This is a genomic window from Streptomyces musisoli, assembly GCF_016741855.1.
Taxonomy (GTDB): Bacteria; Actinomycetota; Actinomycetes; order Streptomycetales; family Streptomycetaceae; genus Streptomyces; species Streptomyces musisoli.
In genome coordinates, this window is sequence record NZ_JAERRH010000018.1 from 1 (window position 1) to 24,302 (window position 24,302).

The 24,302-nt window shown below is 70.7% G+C and carries 20 protein-coding genes and 2 pseudogenes; 18 read left to right on the forward strand and 4 right to left on the reverse strand.

Annotated features, from left to right (window positions below; all coding sequences use genetic code 11):
• The 10 genes and pseudogenes from JK361_RS32125 to JK361_RS32170 form a co-directional block, all read left to right on the forward strand.
• Window positions 1-106: pseudogene (locus JK361_RS32125) on the forward strand (pyridoxal 5'-phosphate synthase glutaminase subunit PdxT); the annotation flags it as partial.
• 49 nt (window positions 107-155) lie between these two features.
• The gene (locus tag JK361_RS32130; RefSeq protein ID WP_201825109.1) at window positions 156-908 is read left to right on the forward strand and encodes a YebC/PmpR family DNA-binding transcriptional regulator; all 753 of its coding nucleotides are present in this window, start codon (window positions 156-158) and stop codon (window positions 906-908) included.
• A gap of 201 nt (window positions 909-1,109) precedes the next feature.
• Window positions 1,110-1,649 carry a crossover junction endodeoxyribonuclease RuvC gene (ruvC, locus tag JK361_RS32135; protein ID WP_201825111.1) on the forward strand — a complete coding sequence of 180 codons (540 nt, stop codon included), beginning with the start codon at window positions 1,110-1,112 and terminating at the stop codon, window positions 1,647-1,649.
• A complete protein-coding gene (gene ruvA / locus JK361_RS32140; RefSeq protein WP_201825113.1) occupies window positions 1,646-2,251 on the forward strand; it encodes a Holliday junction branch migration protein RuvA in 606 nt (201 codons plus the stop codon). Before ruvC ends, ruvA begins: the two co-directional genes overlap by 4 nt.
• Window positions 2,252-2,276: 25 nt before the next feature.
• The gene (ruvB, locus tag JK361_RS32145; RefSeq protein WP_201825115.1) at window positions 2,277-3,371 is read left to right on the forward strand and encodes a Holliday junction branch migration DNA helicase RuvB; all 1,095 of its coding nucleotides are present in this window, start codon (window positions 2,277-2,279) and stop codon (window positions 3,369-3,371) included.
• A 180-nt stretch (window positions 3,372-3,551) separates the two neighbouring features.
• A complete protein-coding gene (gene yajC, locus JK361_RS32150; RefSeq protein WP_201825117.1) occupies window positions 3,552-4,076 on the forward strand; it encodes a preprotein translocase subunit YajC in 525 nt (174 codons plus the stop codon).
• Window positions 4,077-4,218: 142 nt separating this feature from the next.
• Complete coding sequence (gene secD, locus JK361_RS32155) at window positions 4,219-6,003, forward strand: protein translocase subunit SecD (protein WP_201825119.1); 1,785 nt, start codon at window positions 4,219-4,221, stop codon at window positions 6,001-6,003.
• 3 nt (window positions 6,004-6,006) lie between these two features.
• Window positions 6,007-7,113 carry a protein translocase subunit SecF gene (secF, locus tag JK361_RS32160; RefSeq protein WP_201825121.1) on the forward strand — a complete coding sequence of 369 codons (1,107 nt, stop codon included), beginning with the start codon at window positions 6,007-6,009 and terminating at the stop codon, window positions 7,111-7,113.
• Entirely contained in the window at window positions 7,110-7,649 is a 540-nt protein-coding gene (locus JK361_RS32165; RefSeq protein ID WP_201825122.1) for an adenine phosphoribosyltransferase, read from the forward strand. Before secF ends, JK361_RS32165 begins: the two co-directional genes overlap by 4 nt.
• Window positions 7,650-7,888: 239 nt before the next feature.
• The gene (locus JK361_RS32170) at window positions 7,889-10,423 is read left to right on the forward strand and encodes a RelA/SpoT family protein (protein ID WP_201825124.1); all 2,535 of its coding nucleotides are present in this window, start codon (window positions 7,889-7,891) and stop codon (window positions 10,421-10,423) included.
• A gap of 63 nt (window positions 10,424-10,486) precedes the next feature.
• Here the strand turns inward: JK361_RS32170 and JK361_RS32175 are convergent, their stop codons facing one another.
• Window positions 10,487-11,716, reverse strand: coding sequence for a DUF349 domain-containing protein (locus JK361_RS32175; RefSeq protein WP_201825126.1), 1,230 nt, complete (start codon window positions 11,714-11,716; stop codon window positions 10,487-10,489).
• Window positions 11,717-11,905: 189 nt separating this feature from the next.
• Complete coding sequence (locus tag JK361_RS32180) at window positions 11,906-12,739, reverse strand: peptidylprolyl isomerase (RefSeq protein WP_201825128.1); 834 nt, start codon at window positions 12,737-12,739, stop codon at window positions 11,906-11,908.
• Window positions 12,740-12,907: 168 nt separating this feature from the next.
• Between JK361_RS32180 and JK361_RS32185 the strand changes: the two genes are divergently transcribed.
• Together JK361_RS32185 and hisS are read left to right on the forward strand one after the other, a co-directional pair.
• A complete protein-coding gene (locus JK361_RS32185) occupies window positions 12,908-13,615 on the forward strand; it encodes an MBL fold metallo-hydrolase (RefSeq protein WP_201825130.1) in 708 nt (235 codons plus the stop codon).
• Between the two features lie 11 nt (window positions 13,616-13,626).
• A complete protein-coding gene (hisS, locus tag JK361_RS32190; RefSeq protein ID WP_201825132.1) occupies window positions 13,627-14,889 on the forward strand; it encodes a histidine--tRNA ligase in 1,263 nt (420 codons plus the stop codon).
• Between the two features lie 66 nt (window positions 14,890-14,955).
• On the opposite strand, the pseudogene JK361_RS32195 reads toward hisS, so the two are convergent.
• A pseudogene (locus tag JK361_RS32195) lies at window positions 14,956-15,282 on the reverse strand (ATP-binding cassette domain-containing protein); the annotation flags it as partial.
• Window positions 15,283-15,427: 145 nt separating this feature from the next.
• Between JK361_RS32195 and JK361_RS32200 the strand changes: the two are divergent.
• The 3 genes from JK361_RS32200 (at window position 15,428) to rpsD (ending at window position 18,397) form a co-directional block, all read left to right on the forward strand.
• Window positions 15,428-16,084 carry a vitamin K epoxide reductase family protein gene (locus JK361_RS32200; RefSeq protein WP_201825134.1) on the forward strand — a complete coding sequence of 219 codons (657 nt, stop codon included), beginning with the start codon at window positions 15,428-15,430 and terminating at the stop codon, window positions 16,082-16,084.
• 42 nt (window positions 16,085-16,126) lie between these two features.
• The gene (locus JK361_RS32205) at window positions 16,127-17,482 is read left to right on the forward strand and encodes a replication-associated recombination protein A (RefSeq protein ID WP_201825136.1); all 1,356 of its coding nucleotides are present in this window, start codon (window positions 16,127-16,129) and stop codon (window positions 17,480-17,482) included.
• 300 nt (window positions 17,483-17,782) lie between these two features.
• Window positions 17,783-18,397, forward strand: coding sequence for a 30S ribosomal protein S4 (gene rpsD, locus JK361_RS32210; RefSeq protein ID WP_018570215.1), 615 nt, complete (start codon window positions 17,783-17,785; stop codon window positions 18,395-18,397).
• 21 nt (window positions 18,398-18,418) lie between these two features.
• Here rpsD and JK361_RS32215 read toward each other — a convergent pair whose 3' ends face one another.
• Entirely contained in the window at window positions 18,419-20,644 is a 2,226-nt protein-coding gene (locus JK361_RS32215; RefSeq protein WP_201825138.1) for an ATP-binding protein, read from the reverse strand.
• A 161-nt stretch (window positions 20,645-20,805) separates the two neighbouring features.
• Between JK361_RS32215 and JK361_RS32220 the strand changes: the two genes are divergently transcribed.
• From JK361_RS32220 to alaS, 3 genes are read left to right on the forward strand one after another with little or no spacing between them, the layout of a single operon-like run.
• On the forward strand, window positions 20,806-21,234 hold the full coding sequence (locus JK361_RS32220) for a DUF948 domain-containing protein (protein ID WP_201825339.1): 429 nt from the start codon (window positions 20,806-20,808) through the stop codon (window positions 21,232-21,234).
• 16 nt (window positions 21,235-21,250) lie between these two features.
• Window positions 21,251-21,613, forward strand: coding sequence for a hypothetical protein (locus JK361_RS32225; protein ID WP_201825141.1), 363 nt, complete (start codon window positions 21,251-21,253; stop codon window positions 21,611-21,613).
• The gene (gene alaS / locus JK361_RS32230) at window positions 21,613-24,285 is read left to right on the forward strand and encodes an alanine--tRNA ligase (RefSeq protein ID WP_201825142.1); all 2,673 of its coding nucleotides are present in this window, start codon (window positions 21,613-21,615) and stop codon (window positions 24,283-24,285) included. The genes JK361_RS32225 and alaS overlap by 1 nt, the downstream gene beginning before the upstream one ends.
• Window positions 24,286-24,302 lie beyond the last annotated feature (17 nt).

Sequence of the window (24,302 nt, forward strand, 5' to 3'; positions counted from 1 at the left end):
CAACGCGCTCGCCACGTCGTTCCACCCGGAACTCACCGGCGACCACCGCGTGCACGCCCTGTTCGTCGACATGGTGCGCGCCAACCGGACCCCCGAGTCCTTGTAGGATCTCTGGGGTTCGTTACAGAGTTGGGTTACGCGAAGGAGACAGGCAGATGTCCGGCCACTCTAAATGGGCTACGACGAAGCACAAGAAGGCCGTGATCGACGCCAAGCGCGGCAAGCTCTTCGCGAAGCTGATCAAGAACATCGAGGTCGCGGCGCGGATGGGCGGCGTCGACCTCGAGGGCAACCCGACGCTCTACGACGCCGTCCAGAAGGCCAAGAAGCAGTCGGTTCCCAACAAGAACATCGACTCTGCCATCAAGCGCGGCGGCGGCCTCGAGGCCGGCGGCGCCGACTACGAGACGATCATGTACGAGGGCTACGGCCCGAACGGTGTCGCGGTGCTCATCGAGTGCCTCACCGACAACCGCAACCGCGCCGCCTCCGACGTCCGCGTCGCCATGACCCGCAACGGCGGCAACATGGCCGACCCCGGTTCCGTGTCGTACATGTTCAGCCGCAAGGGCGTCATCATCGTCCCCAAGGGCGAGCTGACCGAGGACGACGTCCTCACCGCGGTCCTCGAGGCGGGCGCCGAGGAGGTCAACGACCTCGGTGAGTCCTTCGAGGTCCTCAGCGAGGCCACCGACCTGGTCGCGGTCCGCACCGCCCTCCAGGAGGCCGGCATCGACTACGACTCCGCGGACTCCAGCTTCGTGCCGTCCGTCCAGGTCGAGCTGGACGAGGAGGGCGCCAAGAAGATCTTCAAGCTGATCGACGCGCTCGAGGACAGCGACGACGTGCAGAACGTCTTCGCCAACTTCGACGTCAGCGACGAGGTCATGGAGAAGGTCGACGCGTAACGCCGTCGCGGGCGCAGCGAGCTGTACGGCGGGCCGGTGGGGACACGTCCCACCGGCCCGCCGTCATTGTCAGTGGCGGCGGTTAGCCTGGCGTCATCCGTGGACCACCGTCCACGGACCGCAGGCCACCGGCCGGGGAACCACGACGGCGCCCGGCGGGGGCGGAAGCGGCGGCGGTCGCCGCACGGAGGGGAGGGGCGCGTGCGCGTACTGGGGGTGGACCCCGGCCTGACCCGGTGCGGGGTCGGTGTCGTCGAGGGGGTCGCGGGCCGTCCGCTCACCATGGTCGGCGTCGGGGTCGTCAGGACACCCGCCGACGCGGAACTCAGCCTCCGCCTCCTCGCCGTCGAGCAGGGCATCGAGCAGTGGCTGGACGAGCACCGGCCCGAATACGTCGCCGTCGAGCGCGTCTTCAGCCAGCACAACGTGCGCACGGTCATGGGCACCGCCCAGGCCAGCGCCGTGGCGATGCTCTGTGCCGCCCGCCGCGGCATCCCGGTCGCCCTGCACACCCCGAGCGAGGTCAAGGCCGCCGTCACCGGCAGCGGACGCGCCGACAAGGCGCAGGTCGGCGCCATGGTCACCCGGCTCCTGCGGCTCGCCGCACCGCCGAAACCGGCCGACGCCGCCGACGCCCTCGCGCTCGCCATCTGCCACATCTGGCGGGCCCCCGCCCAGAACCGACTCCAGCAGGCCGTCGCCCGGCACGCAGTCCACGCAACGAAAGGCCGTACGGCATGATCGCCTTCGTCAGCGGCACGGTAGCCGCACTCGCCCCCGACGCCGCGGTCGTCGAGGTCGGCGGCGTCGGCATGGCCGTCCAGTGCACGCCGAACACCCTGTCCACGCTGCGGATCGGCCAGCCCGCCAAGCTGCACACCTCCCTGGTCGTCCGCGAGGACTCGCTCACCCTGTACGGCTTCGCCGACGACGACGAACGCCAGGTGTTCGAACTGCTCCAGACCGCGAGCGGCGTCGGCCCCCGCCTCGCCCAGGCCATGCTCGCCGTGCACACCCCGGACGCGCTGCGCCGCGCGGTGGCCACCGGCGACGAGAAGGCGCTGACCGCCGTCCCCGGCATCGGCAAGAAGGGCGCCCAGAAGCTGCTGCTGGAGCTGAAGGACCGGCTCGGCGAGCCCGTCGGCGCCCCGGCCGTCGGCGCACCCGTCACCCAGGGCTGGCGCGACCAGCTGCACGCGGCCCTGATCGGCCTCGGCTACGCCACCCGCGAGGCCGACGAGGCCGTGTCCGCCGTGGCGCCCCAGGCCGAGGCCGCCGGCGGCACCCCGCAGGTGGGGCAGCTGCTGAAGGCGGCCCTCCAGACCCTGAACCGCGCCCGCTGATCCCGACCACTGACGAGGCACATTCATGAACTGGGACGACACGACCGACCCCTCCGCCGAGGAGCGGCCCGTCGGCCCCGCCGCGGAGCGGCTGGTGGGCTCCGTCGCCGACCGGGAGGACCAGGCCGTCGAGGCCGCCCTGCGCCCCAAGGATCTCGACGAGTTCATCGGCCAGGAGAAGGTCCGCGAACAGCTCGACCTGGTCCTGCGCGCCGCACGCGCGCGCGGCGCCACCGCCGACCACGTGCTGCTCTCCGGCGCGCCCGGCCTCGGCAAGACCACCCTGTCGATGATCATCGCGGCCGAGATGGGCGCCCCCATCCGCATCACCTCCGGCCCCGCCATCCAGCACGCCGGCGACCTCGCCGCGATCCTCTCCTCCCTCCAGGAGGGCGAGGTGCTCTTCCTCGACGAGATCCACCGGATGTCCCGGCCCGCCGAGGAGATGCTGTACATGGCGATGGAGGACTTCCGCGTCGACGTCATCGTCGGCAAGGGCCCCGGCGCCACCGCGATCCCCCTGGAGCTGCCCCCGTTCACCCTGGTCGGCGCCACCACGCGCGCGGGCCTGCTGCCGCCCCCGCTGCGCGACCGCTTCGGCTTCACCGCGCACATGGAGTTCTACGAACCGCACGAGCTGGAGCGCGTCGTCCACCGCTCGGCGCACCTGCTGGACGTCGAGATCGATCCGGACGGCGCCGCCGAGATCGCCGGCCGCTCCCGGGGCACCCCCCGCATCGCCAACCGTCTGCTCCGCCGCGTCCGCGACTACGCGCAGGTCAAGGCGGACGGGGTGATCACCCGTGAGATCGCGGCCGCCGCCCTCGCCGTCTACGAGGTCGACGCGCGCGGCCTCGACCGGCTCGACCGGGCGGTCCTGGAGGCGCTGCTGAAGCTGTTCGGCGGCGGACCGGTCGGACTGTCCACGCTCGCCGTCGCGGTGGGGGAGGAGCGGGAGACCGTGGAGGAGGTCGCCGAGCCGTTCCTGGTCAGGGAGGGCCTGCTCGCCCGCACCCCCCGCGGCCGGGTCGCCACTCCCGCGGCATGGTCGCATCTCGGCCTGACCCCGCCGCGCCCGGCGGCCGGGGGAAAGGGACAACAGGACCTGTTCGGGACGTGATGGCCGCCGCGCGCGGCGAGGGCGATGGCCCAGCAGGAACCCAGGTGCCATGCTGAGCGTTGTTCCATACAAGCGGACTCGCTTAGACTCCGCCGATGCCGCCCTTGCGGGCGGCGCCGACCCACACCCCCATCCAACAGGCCGCTCACCCGCGCGGTCGCGCGAAGGAAATTCCGTCCCGTGAATGCCTATACCCTTCTCCCGTTCATCGTGCTCATCGCGGCCATGTTCCTGATGACGCGTTCGGCCAAGAAGAAGCAGCAGCAGGCCGCCCAGATGCGCAACGAGATGGCGCCCGGTTCCGGTGTCCGCACGATCGGGGGGATGTACGCGACGGTCAAGGAGGTCAACGAGGACACTGTCCTCCTCGACGCCGGACCGGGCGTCGAGCTCCTCTTCGCCAAGAACGCCATCGGCGCCGTCCTCACCGACGACGAGTACAACCGCATCGTCCACGGCATCGAGCACGACCTGAAGTCCGACGCCGGCCTCGTCCCGGACGACGCCTCCTCCCTCACCGAGACCGACGAGACCGACGGTTCCGCCGCCGCTGCCGCCGCCGACGACAAGATCGACCTCGGTAAGAAGGACGCCGACGAGCGCGGCGCGGACGCGGTCCAGGCCGCCGAGGACAAGGCCGACGCGGCCGAGGCCAAGGCGGAGGACGAGTCCAAGAAGACCGACGGCGACTCCGACGCGAAGTAGTCACGCCCCGGGAGGCGCGGCGGCGGCATGATGGCGCCCCGCGTGTCCCGGGCGCGTCTGTTCCCCGCACGGGAGCCCGACACCATGTCATGGCCGACCGCGCCGACCGGGCGCGGGGCGGCCCGAGAGGGAGTACGAGAAGGTGGCAGCACCTAAGAGGGGCCGAAGCGCGAGCGCCCAGAGCAAGCCAGGGCGCTCGCTGGCCCTCATCCTGATCGCCATCGTGGCGCTCACCGGAGGGATGTTCGCCTCCGGGCACAAGACTCCGCGTCTCGGCATCGACCTCGCCGGTGGTACGAGCATCACGCTCAAGGCGAAGGCCGACCAGGGGTCCGCGATCAACAAGGCCAACATGGACACCGCGGTCGACATCATGAACCGCCGCGTCAACGGCCTTGGCGTCTCCGAGGCGGAGGTGCAGACCCAGGGGGACGACAACATCATCGTCAACATCCCCAAGGGCACCAACTCCAAGGAGGCACAGGAGCAGGTCGGCACCACCGCCAAGCTGTACTTCCGGCCGGTCCTGGCCAGCGAGCCCAGCGGCGCCGCCACGCAGAGCCCCTCGCCGAGCGCGTCCTCCGGCGCCAGCTCCTCGCCGAAGCCGGGCGCGAGCCCCTCGTCGAGCGCCTCCTCGAAGGAGAAGGCCTCCTCGTCCGGCTCCCCGTCCCCGACGGCCACCGCGACCTCCCAGGGCCGCGCCGTCACCGACGCGCTGAAGGCCGGCTCCACCCCCTCGCCGAGCGGCTCCGCCTCCGGCAAGCCGTCGCCCACCCCCTCGGCCTCCAAGGGCAGCGGCTCGGGCACGGACACCTCCAAGCTCCAGGCGCAGTACGCCGCCCTGGACTGCACCAAGCCCACCGACCGCGCCAAGGCCGGCAAGAACGCCAAGCCCGGCGACACCATCGTGGCCTGCGGCCAGAACGACAAGGTCTGGTACAAGTACCTGCTCGGCCCGGCCGGCGTGGACGGCACCGAGGTGAAGAAGGCCCAGGCGGTCTTCGACACCCAGGGCGCCTCCGGCTGGCAGGTCCAGATGACCTTCACCAAGAGCGGCGCCGACAAGTTCGCGGACGTCACCGGCCAGCTGGCCAAGAACCAGCAGCCGCAGAACGAGTTCGGCATCGTCCTGGACGGCGAGGTCGTCTCCAGCCCGTTCGTGCGGCAGGCCATCACCGGCGGCCAGGCGGAGATCTCCGGCAGCTTCAAGCAGGAGGAGGCGCAGAGCCTCGCCAACATGCTGTCGTACGGCGCCCTGCCGCTCTCCTTCCAGGAGCAGTCCGTCACCACCGTCACCGCCGCGCTCGGCGGTGAGCAGCTGCACGCCGGTCTGCTCGCCGGCGCCATCGGTCTGGCGCTGGTCGTGATCTACCTGGTGGTCTACTACCGCGGTCTGTCGGTCGTCGCCATGGCGTCCCTGCTGGTCTCCGCGATCCTCACCTACCTGATCATGACGCTGCTCGGACCGGCCATCAACTTCGCGCTGAACCTGCCGGCCGTCTGCGGTGCCATCGTCGCGATCGGTATCACGGCGGACTCGTTCATCGTGTACTTCGAACGCATCCGGGACGAGATCCGCGAGGGCCGCTCCCTGCGCCCCGCCGTGGAGCGGGCCTGGCCGCGCGCCCGGCGCACCATCCTGGTCTCCGACTTCGTGTCGTTCCTGGCCGCCGCGGTGCTGTTCGTCGTCACCGTCGGCAAGGTCCAGGGCTTCGCGTTCACGCTCGGCCTGACCACCCTGCTCGACGTGGTCGTCGTCTTCTTCTTCACCAAGCCGCTGATGACGGTCCTCGCGCGCCGCAAGTTCTTCGCCGAAGGCCACAAGTGGTCCGGCCTCGACCCGAAGGGTCTGGGCGCCAAGCCTCCGCTGCGCCGCACCCGCCGTCCCGCCGGTCCCGCCGGCCCCGTCGACCCGAAGGAGGCGTGAGCGATGTCCAAACTCGGCAACCTCGGCGCTCGACTGCACCGCGGCGAGATCTCCTACGACTTCGTCGGCAAGCGCAAGATCTGGTACGGCATCTCGATCCTGATCACCATCACGGCCATCGTCGGCCTGGCGGTGCGCGGCCTGAACATGGGCATCGAGTTCCAGGGCGGCGCGGTCTTCACGACGCCCACGAAGATGAGCACGTCGGTGGCGAAGGCGGAGGAGTACGCCGACAACGCCTCCGGCCACCAGGCGGTCGTGCAGAAGCTGGGCAACGGCAGCCTGCGCATCCAGATCGCGGGCATCGACACCGGCCAGTCCGACAAGATCAAGCAGGAGCTGGCCAAGGACCTCGACCTCGACCCGGAGAAGCTCGCCGCCGACCTGGTCGGCCCGAGCTGGGGCGAGCAGATCGCCAACAAGGCCTGGGAGGGCCTGGCGATCTTCATGGTCCTCGTGGTGATCTACCTGGCGATCGCCTTCGAGTGGCGCATGGCCATCGCGGCACTCGTCGCGCTGATCCACGACATCACCATCACGACCGGCATCTACGCCCTGGTCGGCTTCGAGGTCACGCCCGGCACGGTCATCGGTCTGCTGACCATCCTCGGTTACTCGCTCTACGACACGGTCGTCGTCTTCGACAGCCTCAAGGAGCAGACGAAGGACATCACCAAGCAGACCCGGTTCACCTACAGCGACATCGCCAACCGGTCGATCAACGGCACCCTGGTCCGCTCGATCAACACCACGGTCGTCGCCCTGCTGCCGGTGGCCGGTCTGCTCTTCATCGGCGGCGGCTTCCTCGGCGCGGGCACGCTCAACGACATCTCGCTGTCGCTGTTCGTCGGCCTCGCGGCCGGCGCCTACTCGTCGATCTTCATCGCCACGCCGCTCGTCGCCGACCTCAAGGAGCGGGAACCGGCGATGAAGGCCCTCACCAAGCGGGTCCTGGCCAAGCGCGCCCAGGCCGCCGCGGGTGAGGACCTCGCCCAGACCCGCGGTGCCGGAGACGACGCCGACGACGCGGCCCCCGCCGTCGTGGGCCCGCGCAACCAGCCCGCGTCCCGCAACCGGGGCCGCGGCCGGACCTCGGGGAAGCGCCGATGACCGGCATCCAGGAGCTGCTGCTCAGCCGCATCCGCGACGTCGCCGACTACCCGGAGCCCGGGGTGATGTTCAAGGACATCACCCCGCTGCTGGCCGACCCGGCGGCCTTCACCACGCTCACCGACGCGCTCGCCGGGATCGCCGCCAACACCGGCGCGACCAAGGTCGTCGGCCTGGAGGCCCGGGGCTTCATCCTGGGCGCCCCGGTCGCCGTCCGCGCCGGCCTGGGCTTCATCCCGGTCCGCAAGGCGGGCAAACTGCCCGGGGCCACCCTGCGCCAGGCGTACGACCTGGAGTACGGCTCGGCGGAGATCGAGGTGCACGCCGAAGACCTGGCCGCGGGCGACCGCGTCCTGATCGTGGACGACGTCCTGGCCACCGGCGGCACCGCCGAGGCCGCGATCCAGCTCATCCAGCGCGCGGGCGCCGAGGTGTGCGGCCTCGCGGTCCTGATGGAGCTGGGCTTCCTGGGCGGCCGGGCCCGCCTGGAGCCGGCGCTGGACGTGGCTCCGCTGGAGGCCCTCCTCCAGGTCTGACCCCTGCGCACCGAGCCACGGCCGCCCCGGGATCCCCGGGGCGGCCGTCGCCGTACGGACGCGCGCGGCACACGTGGAGAACCCCCCGCGGAAACCTCCCGGAATCCCACGGGAGCCCCGCGCGTTTCACGGGTAGTCGGTCCTCACAGCCCACTGCAGGCGATGACCGGGCGCAGGATCGCTACCATGGGGTCTCCGGAGCCTGACCGGGGGACCCGGATCGCGCACGAGGAGTCCTCTTGCCAGACGAGGCCCAGCCACTGACCGCCGCCAAGCCCGAGCCCGCCTCGGCCGCCGCGGCGAAGCCCGCGCCGAGCGCATCCCACGTGAAGAACGACTCCCGTGGGACGGTCGAGCACGCCCAGTCCGCTCCCGTCGAGAAGAGCGCCGACGCCTCGCGCCCCAAGCCGGCCCCGCCCGAGCGCCCGACGCAGCCCCCGGTGGTGCGCCAGCCCGCCGCGCAGCCGGCCCGCTCCGGCTCCTCCAACCGCGTCCGGGCCCGCCTCGCCCGCCTCGGCGTCCAGCGCGCCAACCCGTACAACCCGGTCCTGGAACCGCTGCTGCGGATAGTGCGCAGCAACGACCCCAAGATCGAGAACTCCACGCTGCGCCAGATCGAGCGCGCCTACCAGGTCGCCGAGCGCTGGCACCGCGGCCAGAAGCGCAAGAGCGGCGACCCGTACATCACGCACCCGCTCGCCGTCACCACCATCCTCGCCGAGCTGGGCATGGACCCGGCCACGCTGATGGCCGGTCTGCTGCACGACACCGTCGAGGACACCGAGTACGGCCTCGACCAGCTCCGCCGCGACTTCGGCGACACCGTCGCCCTGCTCGTCGACGGCGTCACCAAGCTGGACAAGGTCAAGTTCGGCGAGGCCGCGCAGGCCGAGACCGTGCGCAAGATGGTCGTCGCCATGGCCAAGGACCCGCGCGTCCTGGTCATCAAGCTCGCCGACCGCCTGCACAACATGCGCACCATGCGCTACCTCAAGCGCGAGAAGCAGGAGAAGAAGGCGCGCGAGACGCTGGAGATCTACGCGCCGCTCGCCCACCGCCTCGGCATGAACACCATCAAGTGGGAGCTGGAGGACCTCGCGTTCGCGATCCTCTACCCCAAGATGTACGACGAGATCGTACGGCTGGTGGCCGAGCGGGCACCGAAGCGTGACGAGTACCTGGCCATAGTGACCGACGAGGTCCAGGCCGACCTGCGCGCCGCCCGCATCAAGGCGACCGTCACCGGCCGCCCGAAGCACTACTACAGCGTCTACCAGAAGATGATCGTGCGAGGCCGCGACTTCGCCGAGATCTACGACCTGGTGGGCATCCGCGTCCTCGTCGACACGGTCCGCGACTGCTACGCCGCCCTCGGCACGGTGCACGCGCGATGGAACCCGGTCCCCGGCCGGTTCAAGGACTACATCGCGATGCCCAAGTTCAACATGTACCAGTCGCTGCACACGACGGTCATCGGTCCCAACGGCAAGCCGGTCGAACTCCAGATCCGCACCTTCGACATGCACCGCCGCGCCGAGTACGGCATCGCCGCGCACTGGAAGTACAAGCAGGAGGCCGTCGCCGGCGCCTCCAAGGTCCGCACCGACGTGCCGAAGGCCGGCAAGAAGGACGACCACCTCAACGACATGGCCTGGCTGCGCCAGCTGCTGGACTGGCAGAAGGAGACGGAGGACCCGGGCGAGTTCCTGGAGTCCCTGCGCTTCGACCTGTCCCGCAACGAGGTCTTCGTCTTCACCCCCAAGGGCGATGTCATCGCGTTGCCGGCCGGGGCGACACCGGTGGACTTCGCGTACGCCGTCCACACCGAGGTCGGCCACCGCACCATAGGGGCGCGGGTCAACGGACGTCTCGTACCGCTCGAATCCACCCTGGACAACGGCGATCTGGTGGAGGTCTTCACCTCCAAGGCCCCCGGCGCCGGCCCGTCCCGGGACTGGCTCGGCTTCGTCAAGTCGCCGCGGGCGCGCAACAAGATCCGGGCCTGGTTCTCCAAGGAGCGCCGGGACGAGGCGATCGAGCAGGGCAAGGACTCCATCGTCCGCGCGATGCGCAAGCAGAACCTGCCGATCCAGCGGATCCTCACCGGCGACTCCCTCGTCACGCTCGCCCACGAGATGCGCTACTCGGACATCTCCGCGCTGTACGCGGCCATCGGCGAGGGGCACGTCTCCGCGCAGAACATCGTGCAGAAGCTCGTCCAGGCCCTGGGCGGCGAGGAGGCCGCGACCGAGGAGATCGACGAGGCGGTCCCGCCGTCCCGCACCCGCGGCCGCAAGCGGCGCTCCAGCGCCGACCCGGGTGTCGTCGTCAAGGGCGTCGACGACGTGTGGGTCAAGCTGGCCCGCTGCTGCACGCCGGTGCCCGGCGACCCGATCATCGGTTTCGTCACGCGCGGCAGTGGCGTATCGGTTCACCGCAGCGACTGCGTCAACGTCGACTCGCTGTCCCGCGAGCCGGAGCGCATCCTCGACGTCGAGTGGGCGCCCACCCAGTCGTCGGTCTTCCTGGTCGCCATCCAGGTGGAGGCCCTGGACCGCTCCCGCCTGCTGTCGGACGTCACCCGGGTGCTGTCCGACCAGCACGTGAACATCCTCTCGGCGGCCGTCCAGACGTCCCGGGACCGGGTGGCCACCTCGCGCTTCACCTTCGAGATGGGCGACCCCAAGCACCTCGGTCACGTCCTGAAGGCCGTGCGGGGCGTCGAGGGTGTGTACGACGTCTACCGCGTGACGTCCGGCCGCACCCGGTCGTAGGCACCCATGTGAAAGGGCCCCGTACGACCGTACGGGGCCCTTTCACATGGGCGACGGGCAGATTCAGCCGCCGAACTCCTGGAGACCCTTCAGCGCCTGGTCCAGAAGCGCCTGGCGGCCCTCCAGCTCCCGCTCCAGCTTGTCGGCCTTGGCGTTGTTGCCCTGGGCGCGTGCCTGCTCGATCTGCGCCCTCAGCTTGTCCACGGCGGCCTGAAGCTGACCGGTGAGGCCCTCGGCACGCGCCCGCGCCTCCGGGTTCGTCCGGCGCCACTCGGTCTCCTCGGCCTCCTGGAGCGCCCGCTCGACGGCGTGCATCCGGCCCTCGACCTTCGGTCGCGCGTCCCGCGGGACGTGACCGATGGCCTCCCAGCGCTCGTTGATCGAGCGGAAGGCGGCCCGCGCGGACTTCAGGTCGCTGATCGGCAGGAGCTTCTCGGCCTCCTCGGCCAGCTCCTCCTTCAGCTTCAGGTTCTCCGACTGCTCGGCGTCCCGCTCGGCGAACACCGAGCTGCGCGCGGCGAAGAACACGTCCTGGGCGCCGCGGAAGCGGTTCCACAGGTCGTCCTCGTGCTCGCGCTGGGCGCGGCCCGCGGCCTTCCACTCCGACATCAGCTCGCGGTAACGGGCCGCCGTCGGACCCCAGTCCGTCGAACCCGACAGTGCCTCCGCCTCGGCGACCAGCCGCTCCTTGGTCCGGCGGGCCTCCTCGCGCTGCGCGTCCAGCTGCGCGAAGTGCGCCTTGCGACGCTTGGAGAACGCCGACCGGGCGTGCGAGAAGCGGTGCCACAGCTCGTCGTCGGACTTGCGGTCCAGACGGGGCAGCCCCTTCCAGGTGTCCACCAGCGCCCGCAGCCGCTCACCGGCTGCCCGCCACTGGTCGGACTGCGCCAGCTGCTCGGCCTCGGTGACCAGGTCCTCCTTGGCCTTGCGGGCCTCGTCGGACTGCTTGGCCCGCTGCGCCTTGCGCTCCTCGCGACGCGCCTCGACGGTCTTCACGAGCTTGTCCAGGCGCTCCCGCAGCGCGGCCAGGTCGCCGACCGCGTGATGCGCGTCCACCTGCTCGCGCAGGTGGTCGATCGCGGTCTGGGCGTCCTTCGCCGACAGGTCGGTCGTCTGCACTCGCTTTTCGAGGAGGCCGATCTCGACAACCAGGCCCTCGTACTTGCGCTCGAAGTAGGCCAGCGCCTCCTCAGGGGAGCCGGCCGCCCAGGAACCGACGACCTGCTCACCGTCGGCCGTACGCACGTACACGGTCCCCGTCTCGTCGACGCGGCCCCACGGGTCGCTGCTCACAGCGCCTCCTCCACATGATGCCTGCGGGGGGCCTCAGCACCCCCGGGCATCGTCCACAGTTTCGTCACGGCCAACATAGGCGACCAGCGGGTTGCCTGTCCGCATCCAGCGCGACCGAAATTCCGCTGCCTGCCGTGCAGACTTCCACGTGCGGGTATCGGTCCCGGCCGGCAGGTGCGGGACGGGCGTTCAGGACTTGGCGACCGTGGCCTTGTCGATCACGACCGTAGCGTTCGGCGCGCCGTCCCCGCCGCCCGTGTTCTCGCCGGCCTTGGCGATCTTGTCCAGCACCTTCATGCCCGCCGCGTCGATGGTGCCGAACGGCGTGTAGCTGGGCGGCAGCGGGCTGTCCTTGTAGACGAGGAAGAACTGGCTGCCGCCGGTGTGCGCCTGGCCGGTGTTGGCCATCGCCACCGTGCCCGCCGGGTACGTGTTGTTCTTCAGGCTCTTGTCCTTGAGGTTCTCGTCCGGGAGCGTGTAGCCGGGACCGCCGGTGCCGGTGCCCTGGGGGTCGCCGCACTGCAGGACGTAGATGCCCTGCGTGGTGAGGCGGTGGCACTTGGTGTGGTCGAAGTAGCCCTCACCCGCGAGGAAGTCGAACGAGTTGACCGTGTGCGGGGCGGCGGACGTCTTCAGCGCGATGCCGATGTCACCGCACGTCGTCGCGAGCTTCAGCGTGTACTTCGCCGACGTGTCGACCGACATCGCCGGCTCCTTCTTCCAGCTCAGCTTCTTCACCGAGCCGGCCGCCGCCTTCTTGCACGGGTCCGAAGGCTTGTCGTTCGGCGAGGCGCTCGGGGTGGCGCCCGGCGTGGTCTCGGCGCTCGCGTTGGTCTTCTTGTCGTCGTCCTTGAGCACCCCGGTCGTGTACAGGGCGACACTGCCGATCACGACAACGCCCAGGACCGACGCGATCACGGAGTTGCGCAGACGGGACTTGCGCCGCGCCTCGGTGCGCCGCTGCTGCTGCCGCAAGAACTTCTCCCGGGCGAGCTGACGCCGCCGCTGCTCCTGGCTGACCACCGGGTTCTCTCCTATGCGTGTCGTGTGTCGGGCGGGACGCGTACGTCCTCGTGGGCCGACCGCTGCGTGTAGCCCCGTACCGTATATGGGTTCGCTGAGGAAACGGCAGCGCCGGTAGGCTCTGAGAGCAGCTGAAGCCGCCAGTAGTCGACATTACGAAGGACGATCGTGCTCATTGCCGGGTTCCCCGCCGGGGCCTGGGGGACGAACTGTTATCTCGTCGCCCCCGCCGCCGGTGAGGAGTGTGTGATCATCGACCCCGGCCACCAGGCCGCCGAAGGCGTCGAGGAAGCACTGAGGAAGCATCGGCTCAAGCCCGTCGCCGTCGTCCTCACCCACGGCCACATCGACCACGTCGCCTCGGTCGTCCCCGTCTGCGGAGCGCACGGCGTACCGGCCTGGATCCACCCCGAGGACCGGTACATGATGAGCGACCCCGAGAAGGCGATCGGCCGGTCGTTCGGGATGCCGCTGCTGGGCGAGCTGACCGTGGGGGAGCCGGACGACGTCAGGGAGCTGACCGACGGCGCCAGGCTGGAACTCGCCGGGCTGGAGTTCTCCGTCGCGCACGCACCGGGCCATACCAAGGGGTCGGTGACCTTCGGCCTGCCCCAGGCGGCGGACATCCCGCCGGTCCTGTTCTCGGGCGACCTGCTGTTCGCCGGCTCCATCGGACGCACCGACCTGCCCGGTGGCTCCATGGAGGACATGCTCGACTCGCTGGCCCGCGTGTGCCTGCCGCTCGACGACTCCACCGTGGTGCTGCCCGGTCACAACGAGCACACGACCATCGGCCGTGAGCGCGCCACCAACCCCTACCTGCGGCAGGTGGCCGCCGGCCAGGGAGCCGTGCAGGCTCCCCGACGAGGAATGTGACGAGAATTTCCGTGAGCACTTTCAAGGCCCCCAAGGGCACGTACGACCTGCTGCCGCCGGACAGCGCCAAGTTCCTCGCCGTCCGCGAGGCGATCGCCGCGCCGCTGCGCAGCTCCGGCTACGGCTACATCGAGACGCCCGGCTTCGAGAACGTCGAGCTGTTCGCGCGCGGTGTCGGTGAGTCGACCGACATCGTGACGAAGGAGATGTACGTCTTCGAGACGAAGGGCGGCGACAGGCTGGCCCTGCGCCCGGAGACGACCGCCCCCGTGCTGCGCGCGGTCCTGGAGGCCAACCTGCACAAGACGGGCAACCTCCCGGTGAAGGTCTGGTACTCGGGCTCCCAGTACCGCTACGAGCGCCCCCAGAAGGGCCGCTACCGTCACTTCTCCCAGGTCGGTGCCGAGGCGATCGGCGCGGAGGACCCGGCGCTCGACGCCGAGCTGATCATCCTGGCCGACCAGGCGTACCGCTCGCTGGGCCTGCGGAACTTCCGCATCCTGCTGAACAGCCTGGGCGACAAGGAGTGCCGCCCGGTGTACCGGGCCGCGCTCCAGGACTTCCTGGGCGGCCTGGACCTGGACGAGGACACCCGCCGGCGCGTGGACATCAACCCGCTCCGCGTGCTCGACGACAAGCGCGAGTCGGTGCAGAAGCAGCTGACCGGCGCGCCCCTGCTGCGCGACTACCTGTGCGACGCCTGCAAGGCGTACCACGAGGAGGTCCGCGAGCTGATCACCGCGGCGGGCGTCTCCTTCGAGGACGACCCGAAGCTGGTGCGCGGCCTGGACTACTACACCCGGACCACCTTCGAGTTCGTGCACGACGGCCTCGGCTCGCAGTCCGCGGTGGGCGGCGGCGGCCGGTACGACGGCCTGTCCGAGATGATCGGCGGCCCGGCGCTGCCGTCCGTCGGCTGGGCGCTCGGCGTCGACCGCACGGTCCTCGCCCTGGAGGCCGAGGGAATCGAACCGGACCTCCCGTCGACGACCAGCGTCTTCGCCGTCCCGCTCGGCGAGGAGGCCCGCCGGGTGCTGTTCGCGAAGATCACCGAGCTGCGCAAGGTGGGCATCGCGGCGGACTTCGCCTACGGCGGCAAGGGCCTCAAGGGCGCAATGAAGAACGCCAACCGCTCGGGCGCCCGCTACACGATCGTGGCCGGCGAACGCGACCTCGCCGACGGCGTCGTCCAGCTCAAGGACATGGAGTCCGGCGAGCAGACGGCGATCGGCGTCAACGAGATCGTGGCGGAACTGGAGTCGCGGCTCGGCTAGCCGCCGCGAGGGCGCCGGCCGAAACCGGCGCCCTCCGCAGCGGTCGGGCAGTCCCGCCCGCTGCCTGGCAGCGGGCGGAATCGGTACCCTCTCGCGGACCGTCAACCAGGCGGGTGCGGATTCGCCCTGCCGGACGATCCCCACATGGGATCTCCACGCGCGCGTGCCCGTCGCCGGGCCGGTGTCCAGGACGTTGACCTCGCCGGCGCCCCGTGAGCGGTCGCCCCGGAGGCCCTCCGCCGTGGTGGTCTTGCCCGCGCCATCGGATCCGAGCAGGCCGAAGACCTCGCCGCGTCGGACCGCGAGATCGACACCGTCCACCGCGGACCGGTCCCCGTACCGCTTGCGCAGCCCCCGCACATCCACCGCGAGTTCGCTCGCGTGTGTTGTCATGCTCTCCAACCTCGGCCGGAACCGAGCGGTCCGGGCCCACCGTGCGTACCTCCTTATGTCCACCGAACGGTGGACGCACAGGCCTGTGCGGCACAATGGCCCGTGCCCGAAGAAGGTCCAACTCTCAAGTGACGGAATCGGCGTGATGAGCAAGACGACACTGAACGACGTCTCCGCGGAGCCCGGTCCGGAGCGCGCCGCCGACGCCCCGCGCGCGGTGGGCGGCAGCCGTGCCCTCGCCATCCTGCTGGTGATCACGGGCGCGGCCGGACTGCTGGCCGCCTGGGTCATCACGATCGACAAGTTCAAGATCCTCGAGGCCAAGGTCGCGGGCAAGACCTTCACCCCCTCATGCAGCCTCAACCCGGTGGTCTCCTGCGGCAGCGTCATGGAGAGCAAGCAGGCGGCCGCCTTCGGCTTCCCGAACCCGATGCTCGGCCTGGTCTGCTACGGCATCGTGATCTGCGTCGGCATGAGCCTGCTGGCCCGCGCGCGGTTCCCCCGCTGGTACTGGCTGACCTTCAACTTCGGCTGCCTCTTCGGCGTCGTCTTCTGCGCCTGGCTCCAGTTCCAGTCCCTGTACCGGATCAACGCGCTGTGCCTGTGGTGCTCGCTGGCCTGGGTCGCCACGATCACCATGTTCTGGTACGTCACCTCGTTCAACATCCGCAACGACTTCCTGCCGGCCCCGCGATGGCTGAAGTCCTTCTTCGGCGAGTTCACCTGGGTGCTGCCGGTCCTGCACGTCGGCGTCATCGGCATGCTGGTCCTGACCCGCTGGTGGGACTTCTGGATCAGCTGACGTCCGGACGGGATTGTCAGTGCGGTGTTTTAGGGTTTCAGCGTGGAACCCGACCTCTTCACCGCAGCAGCAGAAGAACGACAGGAGAAGGACCCGGCAGGCAGTCCCCTGGCGGTGCGCATGCGCCCGCGCACGCTCGACGAGGTCGTGGGCCAGCAGCACCTCCTGGGGCCCGGTTCCCCGCTCCGCCGCCTGGTCGGCGAGGGCAGCGGCGGTCCCGCCGGGCCCTCCTCGGTGATCCTCTGGGGCCCGCCCGGCACCGGCAAGACGACCCTCGCCTACGTGGTCTCCAAGGCCACGAACAAGCGGTTCGTGGAGCTGTCCGCGATCACCGCGGGCGTCAAGGAGGTCCGCGCGGTCATCGACGGCGCCCGCCGCGCCACCGGTGGCTTCGGCAAGGAGACCGTCCTCTTCCTCGACGAGATCCACCGCTTCAGCAAGGCCCAGCAGGACTCCCTGCTGCCCGCCGTCGAGAACCGCTGGGTGACCCTGATCGCGGCCACCACGGAGAACCCGTACTTCTCGGTGATCTCCCCCCTGCTGTCCCGCTCCCTCCTGCTCACCCTCGAACCCCTCACCGACGACGACGTCCGGGGCCTGCTGAAGCGCGCGCTCGCCGACGAACGCGGCCTGCGGAACGCCGTCACGCTCCCCGAGGACACCGGGGAGCACCTGCTGCGGATCGCCGGCGGCGACGCCCGCCGCGCCCTGACCGCCCTGGAGGCCGCCGCCGGGGCCGCCCTGGACCAGGGCGAGAGCGAGATCACCCTCCAGACGCTGGAGCAGACCGTCGACCGGGCGGCGGTGAAGTACGACCGCGACGGCGACCAGCACTACGACGTCGCCAGCGCCCTCATCAAGTCCATCCGCGGCTCCGACGTCGACGCGGCCCTGCACTACCTCGCCCGCATGATCGAGGCCGGTGAGGACCCCCGGTTCATCGCCCGCCGCCTGATGATCTCCGCCAGCGAGGACATCGGCCTCGCCGACCCGAACGCGCTGCCGATCGCCGTCGCCGCGGCGCAGGCCGTCGCCATGATCGGCTTCCCCGAGGCCGCCCTCACCCTCAGCCACGCCACCATCGCCCTGGCCCTCGCCCCCAAATCCAACTCGGCGACGACCGCGATCGGCGCCGCCATGGAGGACGTCCGCAAGGGCCTGGCCGGCCCCGTGCCCCCGCATCTGCGCGACGGCCACTACAAAGGCGCCGCCAAGCTCGGCCACGCCCAGGGGTACGTGTTCCCGCACGACCTGCCGGAAGGCATCGCCGAGCAGCAGTACGCCCCGGACGCCCTGAAGGACCGCGAGTACTACACGCCGGGCCGGCACGGCGCCGAGGCCAGATACGCCGACGCCGTGGAATGGACCCGCAAGCACCTCGGTCGCAGGCGGTCCTGAGCACCCTGTAGACTGCCCCGAAGTGCCGAGTCCCGTGCCGTCAGAGCGGGACAGCCGGCCGGAGAACCGGTCCTCGCGGACCGGCTCCAGGAGCGTCGCGCACCGTCGAACGGTGTCGCGGGCAGCCCACCACCACCCGAATCCCGGGACGGTCGGTGGGCCACTCGCGTGCTGCACGTATGTGCCCAGACCAGGGAAGCGGCTGCCCGGCAGGTCCCCTGCGGACCCGACGGGTTTTCCCGGCTGCGGATGCGACCTCCCTAACTCTGGCAAGCCGGAAACTACGAAAGAGAAGAACAAGTGGCGAACCAGTCCCGCCCCAAGGTCAAGAAGTCGCGTGCCCTCGGCATCGCGCTGACGCCGAAGGCCGTCAAGTACTTCGAGGCCCGCCCCTACCCGCCGGGTGAGCACGGCCGTGGCCGCAAGCAGAACTCGGACTACAAGGTCCGTCTGCTCGAGAAGCAGCGTCTGCGCGCGCAGTACGACGTGTCCGAGCGCCAGCTCGTCCGCGCCTACGAGCGTGCCTCCAAGGTCCAGGGCAAGACCGGTGAGGCCCTGATCATCGAGCTCGAGCGCCGTCTCGACGCGCTGGTCCTGCGTTCGGGCATCGCCCGCACGATCTACCAGGCCCGCCAGATGGTCGTCCACGGCCACATCCAGGTCAACGGCCAGAAGGTCGACAAGCCGTCCTTCCGTGTCCGTCCGGACGACGTCGTGCAGGTCCGCGACCGCTCCAAGGAGAAGACGCTCTTCACGATCGCCCGTGAGGGTGGCTTCGCCCCCGAGGGTGAGACCCCGCGTTACCTCCAGGTGAACCTCAAGGCCCTGGCGTTCCGCCTGGACCGCGAGCCGAACCGCAAGGAGATCCCGGTGATCTGCGACGAGCAGCTCGTCGTCGAGTACTACGCCCGCTGACCCCAGCCCAGGCGCAGCACCTCAGCCCGCCGTCTCCCCGCCCTTCCGGGTGGGCGAGGCGGCGGGTTCGCGTTTCCCCGCCTCACCCCGCTTTCCCGGCTCCCCCTGCGTCCCGGCCTCCCCGCCGCCCTGGACCACCGGCCCACGCGGCGCCGGCAGCGCGGACAGCGCCCCCACCTCCCGGTGCCTGAGCGCCCGGGCCACCGCCGCCTCCCGGTCCAGCCCCGCGCCCTCCCGCACACACTCCGCGTACCGGGCGTCGCCCAGCGCCTGCCGTGCGGCGGCCTCGCACTGCTCGTGCGGGGCGTTGTAGTAAGCCGAACCGAACAGCGGCAGTCCGACGGAGGGCCACAACCGCGCCGCGGCGCCCTGGAGCACCGCCGCCTCCACCGGATCCCCCTGCGTCACCGTCACCAGCGCCATCAGCTCGATCGACAGCACCGAGCCCAGCAGGTCGCGGAAGGCGTGCGCGTCGCCCAGGCACTCCGCCAGCAGTGCCCGCGCGCCGGCCGGGTCCCCGCCGAGCCAGGCCGCGTACGCCAGCACGTACAGCGCGTACGACCGTGCCCAGCGCTCCCCGTGGTCCTCGCAGACCTGGCGCACGTCCTCGCACAGCCGGACCGCGTCCGGCAGATCCCCCTGGAACGCCCGCGCCATCGCCAGCTCCACCTGGCCCATCAGGACGTTGCTGTTCAGCTCGCCGATCTCCCGGTAGCGGTCCAGCGCCGACCGCAGCAGCGTTTCTGCGCGGGCCATGTCATCCGTGACCAGGGCCAGACAGCCGCTGCGGTGCTCGGCGTACGCCACCGCCGTCGGGTCTGCCGACCGTTCCGCCTGCTCACGGCACGCCCGCAGTGCCTGGAGCGCCGGCACCGTGTCGCCCTGGAGGATCGCCACGTAGCCGAGCACCCACAGCGCCTTCAGCCGGGACTGGTCGTACTCCGAATCCAGCTCCACGCTGCGCTCCAGCCAGCGCCGGCCCTCGGAGAGCCGGCCGCAGCCGACCCAGCAGAACCACAGCGAACCGGCCAGATGCTGGCCGAGGTGCGCCTCGTCCGGCACGGTCAGACAGAAGTCCAGCGCGGTGCGCAGATTCGGCAGCTCGGCATCCACCCGCGCGGCCACCTCCCGCTGCCGGGGCGAGAACCACTCCAGCTCGCACCAGGTCGCCAGGCCCAGGTACCAGTCCCGGTGCCGTCTGCGCAGCCGGTCCGCGTCCCCGGTCGCCGCCAGCCAGTCGGCGCCGTATTCCCGGACGGTGTCCAGCATCCGGTAACGGGGGCCCGCCTGGGCCTCGTCGCGGGAGACGACCGACTGGGCGAGCAGCTCCGCCAGCACGTCCAGCACGTCCTCGGCGGGCAGTCCCTCCCCGCTGCACACGTACTCGGCCGCCTCCAGGTCGAAGGAGCCCGCGAACACCGACAGGCGCGCCCACAGCAGCCGCTCGGCCGGCGTGCACAGCTCGTGGCTCCAGCCGATCGCCGTGCGCAGCGTCTGGTGCCGGGGGAGGGCGTCCCGGCCGCCGCCGGTCAGCAGCCGGAACCGGTCGTCGAGGCGCTGGAGCAACTGCGCCGGGGACAGTGCCCGCAGCCGCCCGGCCGCCAGCTCCAGCGCCAGCGGGATCCCCTCCAGCCGGCGGCACACCTCCCGCACCTCGGCGCCGTCGGCGACCGGCACCCCCTGCGAACGGGCCCGGTCCGTGAACAGCTCCACCGCCTCGTCCCCGCCGAGCGGCGCCAGCGGGAACAGCCGCTCGCCCGCGAGGCCCAGCGGGCGCCGGCCCGTGGCCAGCACGCGCAGCTCCGGCAGTTTCCGCAGCAGCTCCGCCACCAGGTCCGCCGAGGCCGTCACCAGGTACTCGAAGCCGTCCAGCACCAGCAGGACCCGGCGGCCGGCCAGATGCTCCAGCAGCGTCTGGCGGGGCGTGCGGGTGGTGTGGTCGGTCAGCCCCAGCGCCTCCACGACCGCGTACTCCACGAACTGCGGATCACGCACCGGCGCCAGCTCCACCCGCCCCAGGTCCGCCGCGGGCACGCCACGCGTGGGGTCACCGGACGCCCACCGTGCCGCCGCCCGCACCGCCAGCCGGGACTTGCCGACCCCGCCGACCCCGGTCACGGTCACCAGCCGCGCCCGGCCGAGCGCGGCCGTCAGCTCGGCCAGCTCGGCCGAGCGCCCGACGAAGGCGGTGAGTTCGAGGGGCGGATCGCCGTCCGTCCAGGAGCCGGCGCTGTGAGGACCTCGCATGGGACACGGAGCGTACTGAACCGTGTTCATTCCGTACAATCGCTTCCCGCAACTCCGCTCGCACCGGCCGGTAATCCGGTACGGAGCCTCCGCCTGGCGCGATAGGCTCGGCACACGACTTTTTCGATGCTCAGGCACGTTTCAGGGAGCGGGTGCGCACAGTGTCCGGTGGAGAGGTGGCCGGGATCCTGGTGGCCGTCTTCTGGGCGATCCTGGTCTCCTTCCTCGCCGTCGCACTGGTGAGGCTGGCCCAGACGCTCAAGGCGACCACCAAGCTCGTCGCGGACGTGACCGACCAGGCGGTTCCCCTGCTGGCCGACGCCTCCCAGGCGGTGCGCTCCGCGCAGACCCAGATCGACCGGGTCGACGCGATCGCCTCCGACGTCCAGGAGGTCACGTCGAACGCCTCGGCGCTGTCGACCACCGTCGCCTCCACCTTCGGCGGGCCGCTGGTCAAGGTCGCGGCCTTCGGCTACGGCGTCCGCCGGGCCCTCGGCGGCCGCAAGGAGGAGGACGTGCCCGGGAAGTCGCCCCGGCGTAACGTGATCGTGGGCCGCACGGTCCCCGCCGCACGACGCAAGCGGAAGTAAGGACTGAGACCGAGCGATGTTCCGCCGTACGTTCTGGTTCAGCACCGGTGTCGCCGCCGGCGTGTGGGCCACCACCAAGGTCAACCGCAAGCTGAGGCAGCTGACCCCGGAGAGCCTCGCCGCCACCGCGGCGAACAAGGCCCTGGAGACCGGCCAGCGCCTGAAGGACCGCGCGGTCGGCTTCGCGCTCGAAGTCCGCGACAACATGGCCCAGCGGGAGGCCGAACTGGGGGAGGCCCTCGGCATCCACGAGGACCCCGAACTCGCGGTGGCCCGGCGGTACGCCGCCATCGAGAACGACCACAGCAACCCGAAGTACATCGAGGCCCCGATGTCTTCGCAGACGAAGCACTCGTACAACCGGAATGAGGACCACTGATGGAGTCGGCCGAGATTCGCCGCCGCTGGCTGAGCTTCTTCGAGGAGCGCGGGCACACCGTCGTCCCTTCGGCGTCGCTCATCGCGGACGACCCGACTCTGCTCCTCGTCCCCGCCGGCATGGTTCCCTTCAAGCCGTACTTCCTGGGTGAGGTCAAGCCGCCCTTCCCGCGCGCCACCAGCGTGCAGAAGTGCGTGCGCACGCCCGACATCGAAGAGGTCGGCAAGACCACCCGCCACGGCACGTTCTTCCAGATGTGCGGCAACTTCTCCTTCGGCGACTACTTCAAGGAAGGCGCCATCAAGCACGCCTGGGAGCTGCTCACCAGCGCCCAGGACAAGGGCGGTTACGGTCTCGACCCCGAGCGCCTGTGGATCACCGTCTACCAGGACGACGACGAGGCCGAGCGCATCTGGCACGAGGTCGTCGGGGTGCCGAAGGAGCGCATCCAGCGCCTCGGCATGAAGGACAACTACTGGTCCATGGGCGTCCCCGGCCCCTGCGGCCCCTGCTCCGAGATCAACTACGACCGCGGCCCCGAGTTCGGCGCCGAGGGCGGCCCCGCCGTCAACGACGAGCGGTACGTGGAGATCTGGAACCTCGTCTTCATGCAGTACGAGCGCGGCGAGGGCATCGGCAAGGACAACTTCGAGATCCTCGGCGAGCTGCCGAGCAAGAACATCGACACGGGCCTCGGCCTGGAGCGTCTCGCCATGATTCTGCAGGGTGTGCAGAACATGTACGAGATCGACACCTCCATGGCCGTCATCGACAAGGCCACCGAGCTGACCGGTGTCCGCTACGGCGACGCCCACGAATCGGACGTGTCCCTCCGTGTGGTCACCGACCACATGCGCACCTCCACCATGCTCATCGGCGACGGTGTCACCCCCGGCAACGAGGGCCGTGGCTACGTGCTGCGCCGCATCATGCGCCGCGCCATCCGCAACATGCGGCTGCTGGGCGCCACCGGTCCGGTCGTCAAGGACCTGATCGACACCGTGATCGGCATGATGGGGCAGCAGTACCCCGAGCTGATCACCGACCGCGAGCGCATCGAGAAGGTGGCCGTCGCCGAGGAGAACGCCTTCCTCAAGACGCTGAAGGCCGGCACCAACATCCTCGACACCGCCGTCACCGAGACCAAGCAGACCGGTGGCACGGTCCTCTCCGGCGACAAGGCGTTCCTGCTCCACGACACCTGGGGCTTCCCGATCGACCTCACCCTGGAGATGGCCGCCGAGCAGGGCCTCTCCGTGGACGAGGAGGGCTTCCGCCGCCTGATGAAGGAGCAGCGGGAGCGCGCCAAGGCCGACGCCCAGGCCAAGAAGACCGGCCACGCCGACATGGGCGCCTACCGCGAGATCGCGGACGCCGCCGGCGAGACCGACTTCATCGGCTACACCGACACCGAGGGCGAGTCCACGATCGTCGGCCTGCTGGTCGACGGCGTCTCCTCCCCGGCCGCCACCGAGGGCGACGAGGTCGAGGTCGTCCTCGACCGCACCCCGTTCTACGCCGAGGGCGGCGGCCAGATCGGCGACACCGGCCGCATCAAGGTCGACACCGGCGCCGTCATCGAGATCCGCGACTGCCAGAAGCCGGTCCCGGGCGTGTACGTCCACAAGGGCGTCGTCCAGGTCGGCGAGGTCACCGTCGGTGCCAAGGCCCACGCCTCGATCGACGCCCGCCGCCGCCACTCCATCGCCCGCGCCCACTCGGCCACCCACCTGACCCACCAGGCGCTGCGCGACGCCCTCGGCCCGACGGCCGCCCAGGCCGGTTCCGAGAACCAGCCCGGCCGCTTCCGCTTCGACTTCGGCTCCCCGTCCGCCGTCCCGACGGCCGTGATGACCGACGTCGAGCAGAAGATCAACGAGGTGCTCGCCCGCGACCTGGACGTGCACGCCGAGGTCATGGGCATCGACGAGGCCAAGAAGCAGGGCGCCATCGCCGAGTTCGGCGAGAAGTACGGCGAGCGCGTCCGCGTGGTCACCATCGGCGACTTCTCCAAGGAGCTGTGCGGCGGCACCCACGTGCACAACACCGCCCAGCTGGGCCTCGTGAAGCTGCTCGGCGAGTCCTCCATCGGCTCGGGTGTCCGCCGTATCGAGGCCCTCGTCGGTGTGGACGCCTACAACTTCCTCGCCCGCGAGCACACGGTCGTCAACCAGCTGACCGAGCTGCTCAAGGGCCGCGCGGAGGAGCTGCCGGAGAAGGTCTCCGCCATGCTCGGCAAGCTGAAGGACGCCGAGAAGGAGATCGAGAGGTTCCGCGCCGAGAAGGTGCTCCAGGCCGCCGCCGGCCTCGCCGAGTCCGCCAAGGACGTGCGGGGCGTGGCCCTGGTGACCGGACAGGTGCCGGACGGCACCACCCCGGACGACCTGCGCAAGCTGGTCCTCGACGTGCGCGGCCGCATCCAGGGCGGACGCGCCGCCGTGGTCGCCCTCTTCACGGTCAACAATGGCAAGCCGCTGACGGTCATCGCCACCAACGACGCCGCCCGTGAGCGCGGCCTAAAGGCCGGTGACCTGGTCCGTACCGCCGCCAAGACGCTCGGCGGCGGCGGTGGCGGCAAGCCGGACGTCGCCCAGGGCGGCGGCCAGAACCCGGCCGCCGTCGGCGATGCCGTCGATGCCGTCGAGCGGCTCGTCGCCGAGACCGCCAAGTAGGGAACGGTCGAGGAATC